16 protein-coding genes are annotated in these 15,419 nt (G+C 69.2%); 7 read left to right on the forward strand and 9 right to left on the reverse strand.

Annotation, left to right across the window (positions count from 1 at the left end):
• Nucleotides 1–5 precede the first annotated feature (5 nt).
• Genes P7L68_RS05160 through P7L68_RS05170 form a run of 3 tightly spaced genes read left to right on the forward strand, consistent with a single transcriptional unit; the run spans nt 6 to nt 2,967 of the window.
• A complete protein-coding gene (locus P7L68_RS05160; protein WP_371999590.1) occupies nt 6–1,127 on the forward strand; it encodes a UDP-glucuronic acid decarboxylase family protein in 1,122 nt (373 codons plus the stop codon).
• A 13-nt stretch (nt 1,128–1,140) separates the two neighbouring features.
• Complete coding sequence (locus P7L68_RS05165) at nt 1,141–2,223, forward strand: DNA topoisomerase IB (protein WP_371999592.1); 1,083 nt, start codon at nt 1,141–1,143, stop codon at nt 2,221–2,223.
• Between the two features lie 39 nt (nt 2,224–2,262).
• Entirely contained in the window at nt 2,263–2,967 is a 705-nt protein-coding gene (locus tag P7L68_RS05170) for a TIGR04290 family methyltransferase (protein ID WP_371999593.1), read from the forward strand.
• Nucleotides 2,968–3,034: 67 nt separating this feature from the next.
• On the opposite strand, the gene P7L68_RS05175 is transcribed toward P7L68_RS05170, so the two are convergent.
• Entirely contained in the window at nt 3,035–3,361 is a 327-nt protein-coding gene (locus P7L68_RS05175; RefSeq protein ID WP_371999595.1) for a hypothetical protein, read from the reverse strand.
• A 331-nt stretch (nt 3,362–3,692) separates the two neighbouring features.
• On the opposite strand from P7L68_RS05175, the gene P7L68_RS05180 reads away from it, so the two are divergent.
• Nucleotides 3,693–4,544: an SDR family oxidoreductase gene (locus tag P7L68_RS05180; protein ID WP_371999597.1), complete on the forward strand. Its 852-nt coding sequence runs from the start codon at nt 3,693–3,695 to the stop codon at nt 4,542–4,544.
• A 63-nt stretch (nt 4,545–4,607) separates the two neighbouring features.
• Here the strand turns inward: P7L68_RS05180 and P7L68_RS05185 are convergent, their stop codons facing one another.
• Nucleotides 4,608–5,015 carry a hypothetical protein gene (locus P7L68_RS05185; protein ID WP_371999599.1) on the reverse strand — a complete coding sequence of 136 codons (408 nt, stop codon included), beginning with the start codon at nt 5,013–5,015 and terminating at the stop codon, nt 4,608–4,610.
• 16 nt (nt 5,016–5,031) lie between these two features.
• Complete coding sequence (locus P7L68_RS05190) at nt 5,032–5,862, reverse strand: TIGR02587 family membrane protein (protein WP_371999601.1); 831 nt, start codon at nt 5,860–5,862, stop codon at nt 5,032–5,034.
• A gap of 145 nt (nt 5,863–6,007) precedes the next feature.
• Here P7L68_RS05190 and P7L68_RS05195 point away from each other — a divergent pair, with 145 nt between their 5' ends.
• Genes P7L68_RS05195 through P7L68_RS05205 form a run of 3 tightly spaced genes read left to right on the forward strand, consistent with a single transcriptional unit; the run spans nt 6,008 to nt 9,046 of the window.
• Nucleotides 6,008–6,574, forward strand: coding sequence for a DUF4142 domain-containing protein (locus P7L68_RS05195; protein WP_371999602.1), 567 nt, complete (start codon nt 6,008–6,010; stop codon nt 6,572–6,574).
• Nucleotides 6,575–6,611: 37 nt separating this feature from the next.
• Nucleotides 6,612–7,880 carry a hypothetical protein gene (locus tag P7L68_RS05200; protein ID WP_371999603.1) on the forward strand — a complete coding sequence of 423 codons (1,269 nt, stop codon included), beginning with the start codon at nt 6,612–6,614 and terminating at the stop codon, nt 7,878–7,880.
• A gap of 17 nt (nt 7,881–7,897) precedes the next feature.
• Nucleotides 7,898–9,046 carry a DUF892 family protein gene (locus P7L68_RS05205; protein ID WP_371999604.1) on the forward strand — a complete coding sequence of 383 codons (1,149 nt, stop codon included), beginning with the start codon at nt 7,898–7,900 and terminating at the stop codon, nt 9,044–9,046.
• A 5-nt stretch (nt 9,047–9,051) separates the two neighbouring features.
• Here the strand turns inward: P7L68_RS05205 and P7L68_RS05210 are convergent, their stop codons facing one another.
• The 6 genes from P7L68_RS05210 to P7L68_RS05235 form a co-directional block, all read right to left on the reverse strand.
• Nucleotides 9,052–9,873, reverse strand: coding sequence for a GNAT family N-acetyltransferase (locus tag P7L68_RS05210; protein ID WP_371999606.1), 822 nt, complete (start codon nt 9,871–9,873; stop codon nt 9,052–9,054).
• A 98-nt stretch (nt 9,874–9,971) separates the two neighbouring features.
• Nucleotides 9,972–10,970 carry an oligopeptide/dipeptide ABC transporter ATP-binding protein gene (locus P7L68_RS05215; RefSeq protein ID WP_371999607.1) on the reverse strand — a complete coding sequence of 333 codons (999 nt, stop codon included), beginning with the start codon at nt 10,968–10,970 and terminating at the stop codon, nt 9,972–9,974.
• Entirely contained in the window at nt 10,967–11,779 is an 813-nt protein-coding gene (locus P7L68_RS05220; RefSeq protein WP_062769649.1) for an ABC transporter ATP-binding protein, read from the reverse strand. The genes P7L68_RS05215 and P7L68_RS05220 overlap by 4 nt, the downstream gene beginning before the upstream one ends.
• A complete protein-coding gene (locus P7L68_RS05225; RefSeq protein WP_156503370.1) occupies nt 11,776–12,672 on the reverse strand; it encodes an ABC transporter permease in 897 nt (298 codons plus the stop codon). Before P7L68_RS05225 ends, P7L68_RS05220 begins: the two co-directional genes overlap by 4 nt.
• Nucleotides 12,669–13,691: an ABC transporter permease gene (locus P7L68_RS05230; protein ID WP_371999609.1), complete on the reverse strand. Its 1,023-nt coding sequence runs from the start codon at nt 13,689–13,691 to the stop codon at nt 12,669–12,671. Before P7L68_RS05230 ends, P7L68_RS05225 begins: the two co-directional genes overlap by 4 nt.
• Before the next feature lie 71 nt (nt 13,692–13,762).
• The gene (locus P7L68_RS05235) at nt 13,763–15,382 is read right to left on the reverse strand and encodes an ABC transporter substrate-binding protein (RefSeq protein WP_371999611.1); all 1,620 of its coding nucleotides are present in this window, start codon (nt 15,380–15,382) and stop codon (nt 13,763–13,765) included.
• Nucleotides 15,383–15,419 lie beyond the last annotated feature (37 nt).

Here is a 15,419-nt window from a genome sequence, read left to right on the forward strand (position 1 = left end):
GCCCCATGAACGGACCCGCCCTCCCCAGCCGCAAGACGGACAGCCTGAGGACGGGCCCCCGCCCCGGCCGCCCGGCGGCCCTGGTCGCAGGCGCCGCCGGCTTTCTGGGCTCGCATCTCTGCACCCGGCTGATCGATGACGGCTGGCGGGTCTATGGGGTCGACGATTTCCACACCGGCCTTGCCCGCAATCTTCTGCATCTGGCCGATCATCCGGATTTCGTGTTCATGGAACACGACATCCGCCGGCCGCTGCCGAAGATCGCCGGCCTCGCCCGGGTCTGGAACCTCGCCTGCCCCGCCTCGCCGCCGCATTACCAGGACCAGCCGATCCGCACCGCCACCACCAGCGTGGTCGGCACGCTCAATCTGCTGGAACTGGCGACCCAGGCCGATGCCCGTTTCGTCATGACATCGACCTCGGAAATCTATGGCGACCCCGAGGTCCACCCCCAGCCGGAAAGCTATCGCGGCTGCGTCAACACCACCGGCCCGCGCGCCTGTTACGACGAGGGCAAGCGCATGGCCGAGGCGTTGTGCTACGACTTCGTCCGCCAGTACGGCACCGATGTCCGGGTGGCGCGGGTGTTCAACACCTATGGTCCGCGCATGCGGCTGGATGACGGGCGGATCGTGTCGAACTTCGTCGCCCAGGCGCTGACCGGGCAGAAACTCACCATCTACGGCTCTGGCCGCCAGACCCGGTCGTTCTGCTATGTCGACGATCTGGTCGAAGGGCTGGTGCGGCTGATCTCGGTCGACCGGCGGCCCGATGGTCCGGTCAATCTGGGCAATCCGGAAGAATATTCGATCCTGGAGATGGCGGAGATGATCGGCCGGCTGACCGGCCGGCGGATCAGCACCACCCATGATCCGCTGCCGGCCGACGATCCGCGCCGCCGCCGGCCGGACATCACGCTTGCCCGCCAGCTGCTGGACTGGCAGCCGATGGTGCCGCTGCGCACCGGGCTTGCCGCCACCATCGACTGGTTCGCCGCGCTGCTGGCCGAAGAGGGGCGGCTGGCGGCGACGAAACCGGCGGCAGAGGTCAACGGTGCCGCCACCCGGCGGCGCGAGCCGGCCGGCGGGGCCGCCCTCCCCCTTGGCCTGGCGGCGCCGGAACATTGAGCCGGAGCGGGCATTGAACCGCAGTGACGGCGCACCGCCGACGCGCATCCCGGGCCTGAAGCGGCGCCGCGCCGCGCGGATGCGCGCGGCCGGGCTGCACCGGTCGGCGGCCGACGCCCTGCCGATCCGCCGCCGCCGGGCCGGGCGCGGCTTCGTCTATCTGGACGGCGAAGGCCGCCGGATCACCGACCCGGCCGAAATCGACCGGATCAGGGCGCTGGCGATCCCGCCCGATTATCGCGAGGTCCGGATCGCCGCCGACCCCCGCGCCCATCTTCAGGCGACCGGCCGCGACCGCGCCGGTCGGCTGCAATACCGCTACCATCCGGATTGGGCGCAGGTGCGCGAGCGCGACAAGATCGACCGGCTGGCGACGCTGGCCGGGGCGATCGGCCGCATCCGCGCCCGGGTGGCGCGCGATCTGGAACAGGCGGGCCGGACCCGCGACGGCGCGCTGGCCGCGATCGTGCGGGTGATCGACCTCACCCATATCCGGATCGGCTGCGAAGATTATGTTCAATCCGGCCGCAGCCGCGGTGCCGCCACGCTGCTGAAGCGCCAGGTTTCAATATCCGGCAGCACCGTGGCGCTGGATTTTCGCGGCAAGAGCGGCCGGGCGATCGCCTGCGCGCTGGATGATGCCGGGCTGGCGGCGGCGCTCGGCCGGCTGATGGCCCTGAAGGGCGCGCGGCTGTTCCAGTATCCGGCCGGTCACGGCCGGCCGCACACCGTGACTGCGGCCGATGTGAACGCCTATCTGGCCTGGATTGCCCGGGGCCGCGGCGCGGTCGAAACCCCGGTGACCGCCAAGGATTTCCGCACCCTCTCGGCCACCGCCGCCGCCGGTGCGGCGCTGGCCGCCACCGATCCCGCAGGCTCCGTCACCCGCCGCCGCCGGCAGGTCGCGGCGGTGATGCGCGATGTGGCGGACATGCTGGGCAATACCCCCGCCGTCGCCCGGCGCAGCTATGTCCATCAGCGGCTGATCGAGGCCTTCGACTCCGGTCGCCTGGCCGGCCTCTATGCCCGCGCCCGCGCCGGCGGCCGGCGGACCCGCGCCGAGGCGCTGGTCGCGCTGCTGTTTGCGGGTGGATGACCCTCGACGCACGCCCCCGAGCGAAAATGGACCCGGACCATGCCCGACCGCAACACCCTGAAACGCCGCATCGATGATCTTCGCCCGTGGTTCCACAACATGGAACTGAACGGCATCCGGACCGCGCCGGACCATTTCCTCGGCGACTATCCGGGCTTTCAGTGGGACCGGCTGCGGCCGGCCCTGCCGGCGGACCTCACCGGCCTCAGCGTGCTCGATATCGGCTGCAATGCCGGCTATTTCTCCATCCGCCTGAAGCAGGAAGGGGCGGCGCGGGTGCTGGCGGTCGATCACGACCCGCGCTATCTGGCCCAGGCGCGGCTGGCGGCCGAGGTCGCCGACGTCGCCGTCGAGTTCCGGGAGATGTCGGTCTACGACCTGCCCCGGCTGGGCGAGTGCTTCGACCTCGTATTGTTCATGGGCGTGCTGTACCACCTGCGCCACCCGCTGCTGGCGCTGGACCTGATCCGGGCCCATGCGGCGGCGGATCTGCTGGTGGTGCAGTCGCTGGAGCGCGGCGCCGGAACGGCCGGCGCACTCGCCGCGGATCATGATTTCTCGGAACGCGCGATCTTTGATCGCGAGGACTACCCGCGGCTGCATTTCGTGGAGCACGCCTATGCGGGCGACCCCAGCAACTGGTGGATCCCGAACCGGGCCTGCACGGAAGCGATGCTGCGCAGTGCCGGGTTCACGATCCTGTCCCGTCCGGCGGACGAGATCTATATCTGCCGCCGCCGCTGACACCCGCGCCCCGTGGACCGGCCGTCGGATACGGCGGTGCGCCCCCGGGGGAGCGCCACGGCCTGCTTCACGAGGTGTGTTCGTCGGATCGGGCCTTGCGGCCGCCCGGTGTGCCCCCCGGCTCCGGGTCGCCGGATGGGGACGGCTCCCCGGATGTATCCGTGGGCGTGATCTTGTCGTAGGCGGGATTGCCCATCAGGGCTGCCGCAGCCTCGCGCGCCAGATCCATCATCTCCTTGGGCGGCGATGTCTCGTTTCCATAAGCGGCGTAGAGATCCTGGAGGGCGTGGTCGATCGACCTGTTCTCGTCCTCGCCCTGCCGTTTCGGCTCAGTCCCGTCAATACGACGTCCGGGATGTGCGCTTGCCATGGGTTGGGGGTGTTCCTTCGTCATGCGATCAGCCTGCCGGGTGCTGCCTCGGGCCATGATGCACGGGCGCCGGCCAGGCGAGGCATCGGGTTCGGCAGTTACCTGTTCGGCAGTTACCGGCCCGGCTGTCTCCGGAAGCCGGGCATCGGATCTGTGGCACCCGACAGCTTCTACGTCGGTCGTCATCGGCTGGATCAGTCTCCGTTGCAGTTTAGTTCATCGGGCGGCCACGCGTCACGCGGCGCGCGGAGACAGAACTTCTACGTGTCGGATGCTGTTCCTCCTACGCAGGAACCAAAAATATCGGGCAGGGTTCATGCGACATGTCTGCAACAGAGCCAGGAAAGATACGGACATGTCGGATCATCTTCAACCACCACAGAAGCAATCGCAACAGCCGGGGCGAGAACATGAAATGTCACCGTCTCCCGATTACATGCCACGATTTCCGGGTACCGGCCGACTGAAGGAAAAGGTCGCCCTGATCACCGGCGGCGACAGCGGTATCGGCCGGGCGGTGGCGATCGGCATGGCCCGGGAGGGCGCCGATATCGCCATCCTGTATCTGAACGAGCATCGCGATGCCGAGGAAACGGTGCGTCTGATCGAAGCCGAAGGCCGTCAGGCCATGCATATCGCCGGCGATGTCGGCGACGAGGCCGTCTGCCGGCAGGCGGTGGCAGAGGTGGTCAAGACCCTGGGCCGCCTGGACATCCTGGTCAACAATGCCGCCGAACAGCACGAGGTGAAAGATTTCACCGATCTGGCCGCCGAACAGCTGGAACGCACCTTCCGCACCAATGTCTTCGGCTGTTTCTTCATGACCAAGGCGGCGCTGGAGCATCTGCCGGACGGCGGCGCCATCGTCAACACCACCTCGATCACCGCCTATCAGGGCTATCCCAGCATGGTGGACTATGCCGCCACCCGCGGCGCCATCGTGGCCTTCACCCGGTCGATGTCCAGGCTGCTGGTCGACCGGAAGATCCGCGTCAACGCGGTTGCCCCGGGCCCGATCTGGACCCCGCTGATCCCCGCCAGCTTCCCGGCCGAAAAGGTGGCGGAACACGGCGGCAGCGCCCCCATGGGCCGCGCCGGCCAGCCCAACGAGGTGGCGGCCTGCCATGTCTTCCTGGCGAGCGAAGAGGCGTCTTACATGAGCGGTCAGGTCCTGCACCCGAACGGGGGAACCATCGTGCAGTCCTGAGGGGACGGTGGGCCAGGGCACCGCGGCGGGGATCCGGAAACGACGGTGGACCCCGCCCCACCCTCACGGATCCGCATACCCCACCGCCCGCATCCGCACCTCCGCCCCCGCCGGATCGCGGTCGAACAGGATGCCGCCCTTGCGGGTGGAGCGGGCGGGCAGATAGTCGATGCGGGTGCGGCCGCGGGCCAGGACGTGGCCATCGGCCAGGATCTCGCCCTCGATTTCGACCTCGGATGCCGTGCGCGGGCCGGTGTTGCTGGCCTCGAAGGTGACGACCCAGCCCGCCCCGGCCTGCTGCACCGCCGTCGGGCGGACCGCCAGCGCCGGCGTGCCTGCGGGTTCGGTCAGGGCCAGATAGCCCAGCCATGCGGCCAGCGCCACCAGGGCCGCCGCCGCGACCGAGGCGATGATCCATTCCAGCGGGTTGGTCCTGTCGCCGCCGCCGGCGTCGTCCATCCGCGTCCCCATCACACGAATATCCTCATCACACGATGATTCTGGCAGCTGCGGCGCCCACGGCGCCGGGGAAGGACAGCACGATCACGACGCCCGCGATGTCCACCGGGCCGGTGCCGTCCAGCCGGCCGATGGTCCAGAGCACGTAAAGACTGACCAGGGCGACCAGCACATAGCCGGTGACCGTGAAGCGCAGGAACAGGCTCCAGAACCCCTCTTCCGTGCGGGGGCCATGGCCGCCGCTGAATTCCAGCTGATAGACCAGGGCGTGCATCACCATCAGGCTCGCCCCCAGAAGCCCCAGCTGCTGCCAGAGCGACATGCGCCAGGCGATCAGCACCACCTCTTCGGTGGGGGCGATGTTCAGCGACAGGAACAGCGCGCCCGCAACCATCACGAACAGCTCTCCGGCATAGGTCTCTTCCACCTCTTCCCGGCCGGTATCGTCCTGGTTGGCGGCCCCGAGCTGGGCGCGGCCGAACAGCGCGCCCACGGCGCCGGGCGGGATCTGGATCGCGAGCTTGCCCAGCACTTCCGAGGCCGGCATGTCGGGAGAGATCACGCCGAAGATCCCGAGCACGCCGGCCGCGACCAGGCCGGCGATGCCGGTTGCGATCGCGGCATCGGCCATGTCCTGGGCAAGGCTGGCGGTGCGGCGGAAACCGCCGATCCTGGACAGCCCGACCAGCAGCGGCAGGGTGAGCGCCAGCAGCAGAAGCAGCCGGGTTTCGGGCAGGGTGACGCCCAGCTGCCAGGTTTCCATGGTCATCAGGATCGGCAGGGTGAACAGCAGGGCCCCGGCCGCGGCGCGGCCCAGACCGATGATCAGATCCCGCCGCGGCGAACGCGCAGCCGGCATGGTCTCTCCGCATGTCTGTGGCCCGTGCTGAAAGCGCGGCGGCGGGCATTTCGTTCCGCGGATATCCGCAGATCACCCGGCGGAACATAGGCCGCGGGCCGCGATTGCAGCTGCATAACGCGCAGACTGACAGGAGAAGCCCGCCATGATCCCCCGGCCGATCCGGACCACCACCATCAGTGCCGTGCTCGCCGCCCGGCTGGTCGCCGCAGCGGCCGGTGCCGTGCTGATCGGCAGCGGCATCGCCGCCGGCGCCAATACCACCACCGCCGGAAGTTCGACCGCCGCCTATACCGAAGAGGCGGCCCTGTCCGACATTTTCGAGATCGAGGCCGCCAAGCTTGCCCGCAACAAGACGCAGAACGACGACATCCGCGCCTTTGCCGGCCGCATGGTGCTGGACCACACCGCCGCGACCGAAAAGATGAAGGCGACCCTGGCCGATATGGGCCTGTCGGTGCAGCTGCCCGACCGGCTGGACGACCGGCGGATGAAGATTCTGGAAGATCTGAACGAACAGCAGGTCCCGGGCTTCGACCGGATGTATGTCGCCAGCCAGATCGACGCGCACGAAGCGGCGCTGAAGCTGCATCGGGGATATGCCGAGACCGGCGAGAACGAGGAGCTGCGCGAAACCGCGGACGAGATCGCCGACACGGTGGAACGCCATCTGGAGCATATCCGCGACATCGCGGACGAGATGGGGTCGTGACCGCGCGCCCGTCATCTCCAATCAAAGGACGAGTCCGATGACCTTCAATCCCCTGCAGGAAAAGGGCATTCCCCTTGAAAAACAGTGCCGCAACTGGTCGGAGCTGAACATCCGCCCCTATGACAAGGCCAGCGTGCACCCCTACAGCCGCTGCCGCGGCATCGTGATGAACGGCATCGAGGTCGAGGCGGTGATGTTCTCGCACCAGATGGCGCGCAACACGCTCGACCCCGAGATCCGCAAGCAGCTGTCGCTGATGCGCCGGATCGAGGCCCAGCAGCAGAAGGTGATGAACTGGCTGATCCCCGGCGACGAGACCACGCTGGAGGTGACGCTGGGTTATGAACAGGTGGCCGTCGACCTGACCGCCTGGATCGCGCAGCACGAGCCCGACCCCTATCTGCGCCAGGTTTACGAATTCGGCCTGCTGGAGGATTTCGACCACCTCTACCGCTATGCCAACCTCTACCAGATGCTGGAGGGCCAGGGGTCAGGGAAGGCGCGGGCCGACGAGATCACCGGTCGGCTGACCGAGATCATGCCCGGCCGGCCGACCATCTTCGAACATCGCGATCCGCGCGACGAGATCCGCCGGCCGATGACCGCGCTCGCCGCCGATCCGCAATCGGTGATGAATGCGCTGACGGTGATGGCCTCGGAACAGCAGACGATGAATTTCTACATGAACATCGGCAACCGGCCGCAGGAGCCGCTGGCGCGCGCCACCTATCTGGAGATCGCCCAGATCGAGGAACAGCATGTCAGCCATTACGAAAGCATCCTGGACCCGACCGTCGGCTGGTTCGAGAACCTGGTGCTGCACCAGTATCACGAATGCTGGATGTATCATTCCTTCATGCAGGACGAGATCGACCCCCGGGTGAAGGCGGTCTACGAGCTGCACCTGGCCATGGAAATCGAACATCTGCGCGTCGCCTGCGAGATGATGCGCAAGGTGGAGAAGCGCGACCCCGAAGCCTTCCTGCCGCGCGAGATGGGGGAGAGCATCGTCTTCCGCGAGAACAAGGGCTTCATCCGCGACGTGCTGGCCCGGCAGGTGGACCTGACCTCGAAAGACAGCGATTTCGTGCCGGTGGACGAACTGCCGGCGGATGATCGCTATTTCGCCTGGAACCGCGCCGTCAATGAGGGCTGGAACCCGACCGAGGACGTGATCGCCCGGGCGCGCGCCGACGGCGGCGAATACCGGCTGCAAACCGAAGGCCCCCATCCGGTGCCCGGGCTGCGCCGGGAAGATGACCGCCAGGACGCCACCACCGCCTATGCCCGCCGCCGGGCCAGCTGAGGAGGGGGCCACACCCCATGTCCATCACCGTCAGCCATGTGACGCCCGCCGCCGACGCCAGCCATAACGGCGCCTCGCCACGCACCGGTGACCCCGTCCCCGGAGATCTGCATCTGGGCGACCCGGTATCGCTGGGCGCCGCCCTGATCGCCGGCCGCAAGGTGGCGCCCGACGCCACCCTGCTGCTGATGCAGGACCATCGCGAGGCGATGGCCATGTTCGATGCCCATGACGAACAGACCGATCCGGTGGAGCGCGCCGCGACCATCCGGCGGCTGTTCCGGGCGCTGCAGCGGCATATGGATATCGAAGAGCAGATCTTCTATCCGGAAGCGGCCCGGGCCACCGGCCGCGACGATCTGACCGGCCATGGCCGCCATGAACACGACGAGGCGCGCAGCATCATGGCCCGGATCGATACCGTTCTGGCCCGCGGCGAGAGCACCGATCAGACGATGGGCGAGCTGCGCCACGCCATCGACCACCATGTGAAGGACGAGGAGGACGAGCTGTTCCCGATCGTCCGCGACAGCGGGCTCGACCTCTACGCCCTGGGCCGCAGGCTCGCGGCCCGCAAGGTGGCGCTGCTCTATCGCACCACCGACGGCCGGGTGCCCGGCATCGCTTACGAGGAACTGGAGAGGCGCATGACCGACAGGATGAACGAGGCCCGCCGGCTGCTGGTGATCGGCCTGCGCGACATGCATGCCGCCGTCCGCCTGGGCGACGAGATGCTGAAGGTGCAGCTGCCGCGGCTCCACACCCTGCCGCAGATGGCCGCACGGCTTGAAGCCCATCGCCGGGACAAGGCGGCCCAGCGGACGCGGATCGAACACATCCTGGATGCGCTGGGCGAGGATCGCTCGGCGCTGAAGGACATGATGATGGCGGCGACCGGCGATTTCGCCACCCGGCTGAACGCGGCGAAGGGCGACGAGGTGGTACGCAACGGCGTGACCATGTTCGGCATGGCCCATTACGAGGTCGCCTGGTACGAAAGCCTGGTCGTGCTGGCGGCCGAGGCCGGCGAAACCGAAGCCGCCCGGCTGCTGGCCGAATGCCTGGCCGAGGAACGCGCCATGGCCGCCTGGGTGGGGGAAAACCTCCGCGGGCTGCTGCTGTCGCATCTGGATGCCCGGGTGTCGGGCGTGAAGGATGCAGGGTAGGCCGGTCACCCCAGCTCGAAACTGGTGAGGCCGTAGGTGCGGTCGATCGCAATCTGGGGCGCCGGGCCGGTATACATGCGCGCGGTCTCGAACACCGGGGTCATGCCATGGCGGCGGGCCAGCGCCAGCGCTTCGGGCGTGATCGCGGGCGTGTCGAGGAAGACCGGCGCCCCGGCCGGCACCGCGCCGGTCAGGGCCTGGAACAGCGCCTCGGCCACGGCCGGGCGCTCGGCGAAAAGCGGGCCGATCTTGAAGCCGGTGCGGCAGGGGCGGATGACGCCGTAACCCTGCAGGCGGCCATCCGCGACATAGCTGCGCAGCACCGTGCCGGGCCGGCTGATCCAGGCGGCCAGGAAGGCCGCGCGCGGGGCGGGGAAGAAGCGGCGATCCCAGGCCGGCAGCGCCGCGCGTTCGGCGGCCCCCGGGGTCACGATCGCCGGATGCACCGGCCCGGCGGCCGTTGCCCGGCCCTCGTGGCGGATATTGCGATGGGCCGGCACGAAGCCCGAGCGGCGATAATTGTCCTGCTGCGCCACCACCCCGTCCAGCCCGACCAGCCGGCCCTGAAGCCTGGCCATCAGCGCCTGCCAGATGGCGAGCCCATAACCGCGGCCGCGCAGGTCGGGGCGGACGATGTAGAAGCCGAGGAAAGCGAAATCCGCCCCGTAGCGCACGCCCGAGATGACGGCGACCGGGGCCCCGTCCAGATGGCCGATCAGGAAGCCTTCCGGGTCTTCGGCCGCGAAGGGTACGGCATCGTGCAGGCCGGGGTTCCAGCCCTCGGCCGCCGCCCAGTCCAGCGCCAGGCCGATCTCGTCCGGCCGCATCGGCCTGATCTCCGGCCTCTCCCCGGCAGTCTGCATACCTCTGCCCTCCATCTCGCATCCGTTCCGATGCCAGCATAGGCCGGTCGTGACACGGATGATCACACAGGATCGGTCAGGGGTAAATGACAGGCGACCTGGCGCGCCCCCACCGCAGCTCCGGCCCCCGCCAGCTGCGGCATCCGTTCGCGGCAGATGGCGGCGGCGCGGGGGCAGCGGCCCTCGAAGCGGCAGCGCTGCGGGTCGGGGTCGACGGGGCTTGCCGGCTCCCCCGCCAGCCGGCGGCGCGGGAGCGGGGGCGCGCCGGGTGCCGGGATCCGCGGGATGGCGGCGATCAGCCCGGCGGTATAGGGATGGGCCGGGGCATCGAAGACCTCTGCCGTCGGCCCCGTCTCGATCACCCGGCCCAGATACATCACCGCCACCCGGTCGGTGACCAGCCGCACCACGTTCAGATCATGGCTGACGAACAGACAGGCGAGGCCCAGCTCGGCCCGCAGATCGTGCAGCAGGTTCAGGATCACCGCCTGGATCGAGACGTCGAGCGCCGAGGTCGGCTCGTCCAGGATCAGCAGATCGGGGCCGGGCGCAATCGCCCGGGCAATGCCGACCCGGGCGAGCTGACCGCCCGAGAGCTGATGCGGCAGCCGGTCGTGCAGGCTGCGCGGCAGATGCACCCGGTCGAGCGCCCGGCGCGCCGCCGTTACCGCGGCGGCGCCCGTCAGCCCGTTCAGCCGGCGGAGCGGTCGCATCACCGCCTGGATCGCGGTCAGCCGCGGGTCCAGGCTTTCGCCCGGGTCCTGAAACACCATCTGGATCCGCCGCCGCCAGGGGGCATGGGCCGCGCGCCGTGCCGGCAGCCGGGCCAGATCCTGGCCGTCGAACAGGATGCGGCCCTGATCGGGATCGGTCAGCCGGGCGACCAGACCGGCGAGCGTCGTCTTGCCGCAGCCGCTTTCCCCCACCAGGCCCAGCGCCTCGCCGCGGCCCAGCGTCAGCGAGACGTCGTCTACCGCATGCAGCCAGCCGGCCGGGCGGTCGGCCGCGGCCGGCACGCGAAAGCGGCGGTGCAGGCCCTGAACATCCAGCAGCACCGTCATCGCACCAGATCCCCGATCCGGCTGTCGGGCCCCGGGGTCGCGCGGATCAGCGCCCGGGTATAGGGGTCGGCCGGCGCCTGGAACAGCTGCGCGGTCGGGGCCTGTTCCACCACCCGGCCGCGGCGCATCACCAGGATCCGATGGGCACGTTCCGCCGCCACCGCCAGGTCATGGGTGATCAGGATCGTGGCCATGCCGCGGGCCTTCGCCAGATCGCCGATCAGATCCAGGATCACCGCCTGGGTGGTGACGTCGAGCCCGGTGGTCGGCTCGTCGGCGATCAGCAGCCGGGGGCTGCCGGCCAATGCGATCGCGATCATCACCCGCTGGCACATGCCGCCCGAAAGTTCATGGGGAAAGGCCCGCGCCCGGCGCACCGGATCGGGGATGCCGACGGCGGCCAGCAGCGCCTGCACCCGGGCGGTGCGGTCGGCGCGCGTCAGCCGGCGTCCGGCATGCACCCCCACCACATCGCCGATCGCATCGCCCACCCGGCGCAGCGGGTCCAGCGCCCGGCGCGGATTCTGGAACACCATCGACATCGCCCGGCCGCGCAGCGGCGCCACGGCCGCCTCGCCGCCGGCCAGCAGATCAACATCGTCGAACAGGATCCGGCCGCCCAGAATGGTGGCGGCCGGCGGCAGCAGGCCCAGGATCGACAGCGCCGTCACCGATTTGCCCGAGCCGCTTTCGCCCACCAGTGCCAGCGTCTCCCCCGCGCGCAGATCGAAGGAGATGCCGTCGAGCGCCGGCGCCGCCCCCCTGAAGCCCACCTTCAGCCCGTCGACCCGCAGCAGCGGCGCGGTCATCGGCGCCTCGGGTCGAGCAGGTCGCGCAGGGCATCGCCCGCCAGGTTGAAGGCGAAGACCGCCAGCATCAGGGCCAGCCCCGGGAAGGTTGCGACCCACCATTGCCCGGTCATGATGAACTGGGCGCCTTCGGCCGCGAGGATGCCCCATTCGGGCGCCGGCGGCCGCACGCCCAGGCCGATGAAGGACAGGCCGGCGGCGTTCAGGATCGCCCAGCCCAGATTGAGCGAGACCTGAATGGCCAGCACCGGCAGCAGCGCCGGCAGCAGCACCTCGACCAGCAGCCGGGCCTCGCCATGGCCGCCCAGCCGCGCCGCCTGCACCCAGGCGGCATCCTTCAGCCCGGCGATGCCGGCGCGGGCGAAACGGATATAGAAGGGCAGGTTGATGATCGCCGTCGCCCAGACGATGTTGGCGACCGTATTGCCCAGCGCCGCGACCAGCGCCATGGCGACCACGAACAGCGGGAAGGCCATGGCGACATCGACCAGCCGCCCGATCCAGCGATCGAGCCGGCCGCCGCGCAGCCCCGAGACGGCGCCGGTCAGCGTGCCGGCGATGCAGGACATCGCGACCGCCGAAAAGGCGATCGCAAGATCGAGCCGGGTGGCGGCGATCACCCGGCTGAAGATGTCGCGGCCCAGCTGGTCGGTGCCGAACCAGTGATCGGCCGAGGGCGGCTCCAGCCCGCGGGTGACGTCGGTGGCGAGCGGGTCATAGGGCACCAGCGCCGGGCCGGCGATGGCGGCCGCCAGCAGCAGAACCACCACGGCCAGCGCCAGGAAACCGGGCGGGTTGGCGCGCATCAGCCGGACGAGCCGGGTGATCCCGCCCGCAACACCGCCCGCCCCGCCGGCCGGCGGCGGGCTGCCCAGATGGCGTTCCGCGGTCATCCGATCCGCCCCACCCGGGGATCGATCAGCCCGTAGAGCAGATCGATCGCCAGATTGACCAGGGTGAAGGCGATGGCCACCAGCAGCACGAAGCCCTGCACCGGCGCGTAATCGGCATTCATCAGCGCATCCAGCGCGTAAGAGCCGATGCCCGGCCAGGCGAAGACTTTTTCGACCAGAACATTGGCGCCCAGCATATACGAGAACACCATGCCCAGCGTGGTGACCACCGGCACCGCGGCATTGCGCAGCGCGCGGGTCAGCACCATGCGCCGCGGCAGGCCGGCGGCGCGGGCGGCGGTGACGAAATCGGCCGAGAGCACCTGGATCATGGCACCGCGGGTGATGCGGGCCAGCGGTGCGACCGCAAAGGCGGTCATCGTCAGACAGGGCAGCACCATGCGCCCCAGCACCGAAGCCAGAACCCCGGTATCGCCGGCCAGCAGCGCATCGATGACCAGCGACCCGGTCACCACCGGCGGCGGGATCAGCATCACATCCATGCGCCCGACGGGTTCCGGCGCCCAGCCGAGTTCGGAATAGAACACATGGATCAGCAGCAGCCCCACCACGAAAGTGGGCAGCGAGGTGCCGGCCGCGGCGATCGCCCGGCAGAGATGGTCGATCACCGATCCCGGCCGGGTGGCGGCGACGACGCCCAGGGGCAGCGCCACCAGGATCGCCAGCAGGAAGGCGGTCACCGTCAGCTCCAGAGAGGCCGGCAACCGCGCGGCCAGATCGTCGACCACCGCCTCGCCCGTGGTATAGGAGCGGCCGAGATCGCCCCGCAGCACATCGCCCGCATAGATCGCCAGCTGTTCGGGGATGCTGCGATCCAGCCCCATCGACACCCGGATCGCCTCGATCTCCGCCTGGCCCATGCCGGGGCCCGACGCCAGGAAGGCGGCAGGATCGGCCGGCAGCAGGCGCATCACCACGAAGGTGAACACCACCGCCCCCGCCAGAACCGGCAGGGTGGCAAGGCAGCGCCGACCGATGAAGCCGAGGATGGCGGGCACGGCAATACTCCGTCGAATGGGCCAAAAGAGGGGATCCGCCATGCGGATCCGCCTCTTTCCCATAGCCTGCCTTACGCCTTGCGGTCCAGCGGCCGGAAATCGACCTGGCCGTGGATGTAATAGGTGAAGTCGGTCACCCCCGGCTTCAGCGCCGCATCGAAGGCGGGCAGCCAGAGCGGCATGATCGGCAGCTCGCGGAACACGATCCGGATCGCCTGGCGCATCAGGTCTTCATAGGTGTCCTTGTCGGTCTCCCAGCGGGCCTTTTCGACCAGCGCCCCCAGTTCCTCGTTCCTGAAGGCGCCGAAATTCCAGCGCCAGTCGCCCTGGAAGAAGATCCGGAAGAAATAGTCCGGGTCGTTGAACCAGGCGGACGAGCCCTCGACATAGAACGGCACCTTCTTTTCGGTCAGCAGCGTGCCCCACTGCGCCGCCGGCACCTTTTCGATCACCACCCTGATGCCGATCCGGCCCAGCTGTTCCTGAACCAGCAGCGCGATCGGGTCGGCCGTGATCGCATCGGCCACGTTGTACGAGAAACTGGTCTCGAAACCGCTGCCATGCCCGGCTTCGGCCAGCAGGGCGCGGGCGCGGTCCAGATCGGTGGCGTAAGGGTAGGGCTGCGGGAAGGCCGAGGTCTCGGGCTGGTCCGAAGCCGCGCCGTAAAGCGGCGTGCCGCGGCCGAAGATCGCGCCCTGGAACATGGCGTCATAGGGCAGCGCGAAGGCGATCGCCTGGCGCACCCGGACATCGTCGAAGGGGGCGGTCTGGGTGTTGAAGGCGACGAAGCGGAAGCTGTTGGTCACCGGCAGCGAAATCAGATCCACCTTGGGATCGGCATCGATCGCCGCCACATCCTTGGGCGGCAGCTGCAGCGCCACATCGGCATCGCCCTTGGTCACCGCGGCGACGCGGGCGGGGGCGGCGGGCACCACCTGCACCACCGCGCGGCGGATGCGGGGCAGGTCGCCGCTCTTCCAGTCGTCGAAGCGGTCATAGATCACCTGCTGGCCGGCGGTCCAGTTGGCGACCTTATAGGCGCCGCCGCCGGCGGCATTGTTGCGCAGCCATTCCCTGCCCCAGGGATCCTCCGCGGTGGCATTGGCCTTCACCGCCTCGGCATTGATCACCGAGGCGAAGCTCAGCGCCAGATTGGGCATGGTGTAGCGGTCGGCCTTTTCGAACCGCATCCGGAAGGTGTGGGCATCCACCACCTCGAACTGATCGGCCGAGGTGATCGAGCCGGTGGACAGCTGGCGCTTCGAGGCCGGCAGGTTGATGCCGCGTTCCAGCGACCAGCGGACATCCTCGGCCGTCACCGGCTTGCCGTCGTGGAAGGTGGCGTCGCGGCGCAGATGGAAGACCAGCACGCGCCCGTCTTCCAGCACCTCCCAGCTTTCGGCCAGTTCGCCCTTGAACTTCAGATAGTCATAGCGGTAGAGCCCCGGCGCCACCTCGATCCGGTCGAAATTCACCAGCCGGTCGTAGATGTTGGTGAAGGTGCCCAGCGCCGCGCGGTTGACGCCGTCGCCATGGGGATCGCGCGAATTCGGCCCGTCCTCGGCCAGCACGCGCAGGGTGATGTCGTCCCCCTCGCGCGCGAAGGCCCGGCCGATCGGCAGCGACACGCCGCCCACCGACAGGAACAGCCCGGCCAGACCGCCGGTCTTCAGAAAATCACGCCGATCCATCTTATCGGGCCTCCCTTGTGTCGGGTATCTCGGGTCG

The organism is Tistrella mobilis, assembly GCF_041468085.1.
In the GTDB taxonomy this organism is placed as follows: Bacteria; Pseudomonadota; Alphaproteobacteria; order Tistrellales; family Tistrellaceae; genus Tistrella; species Tistrella mobilis_A.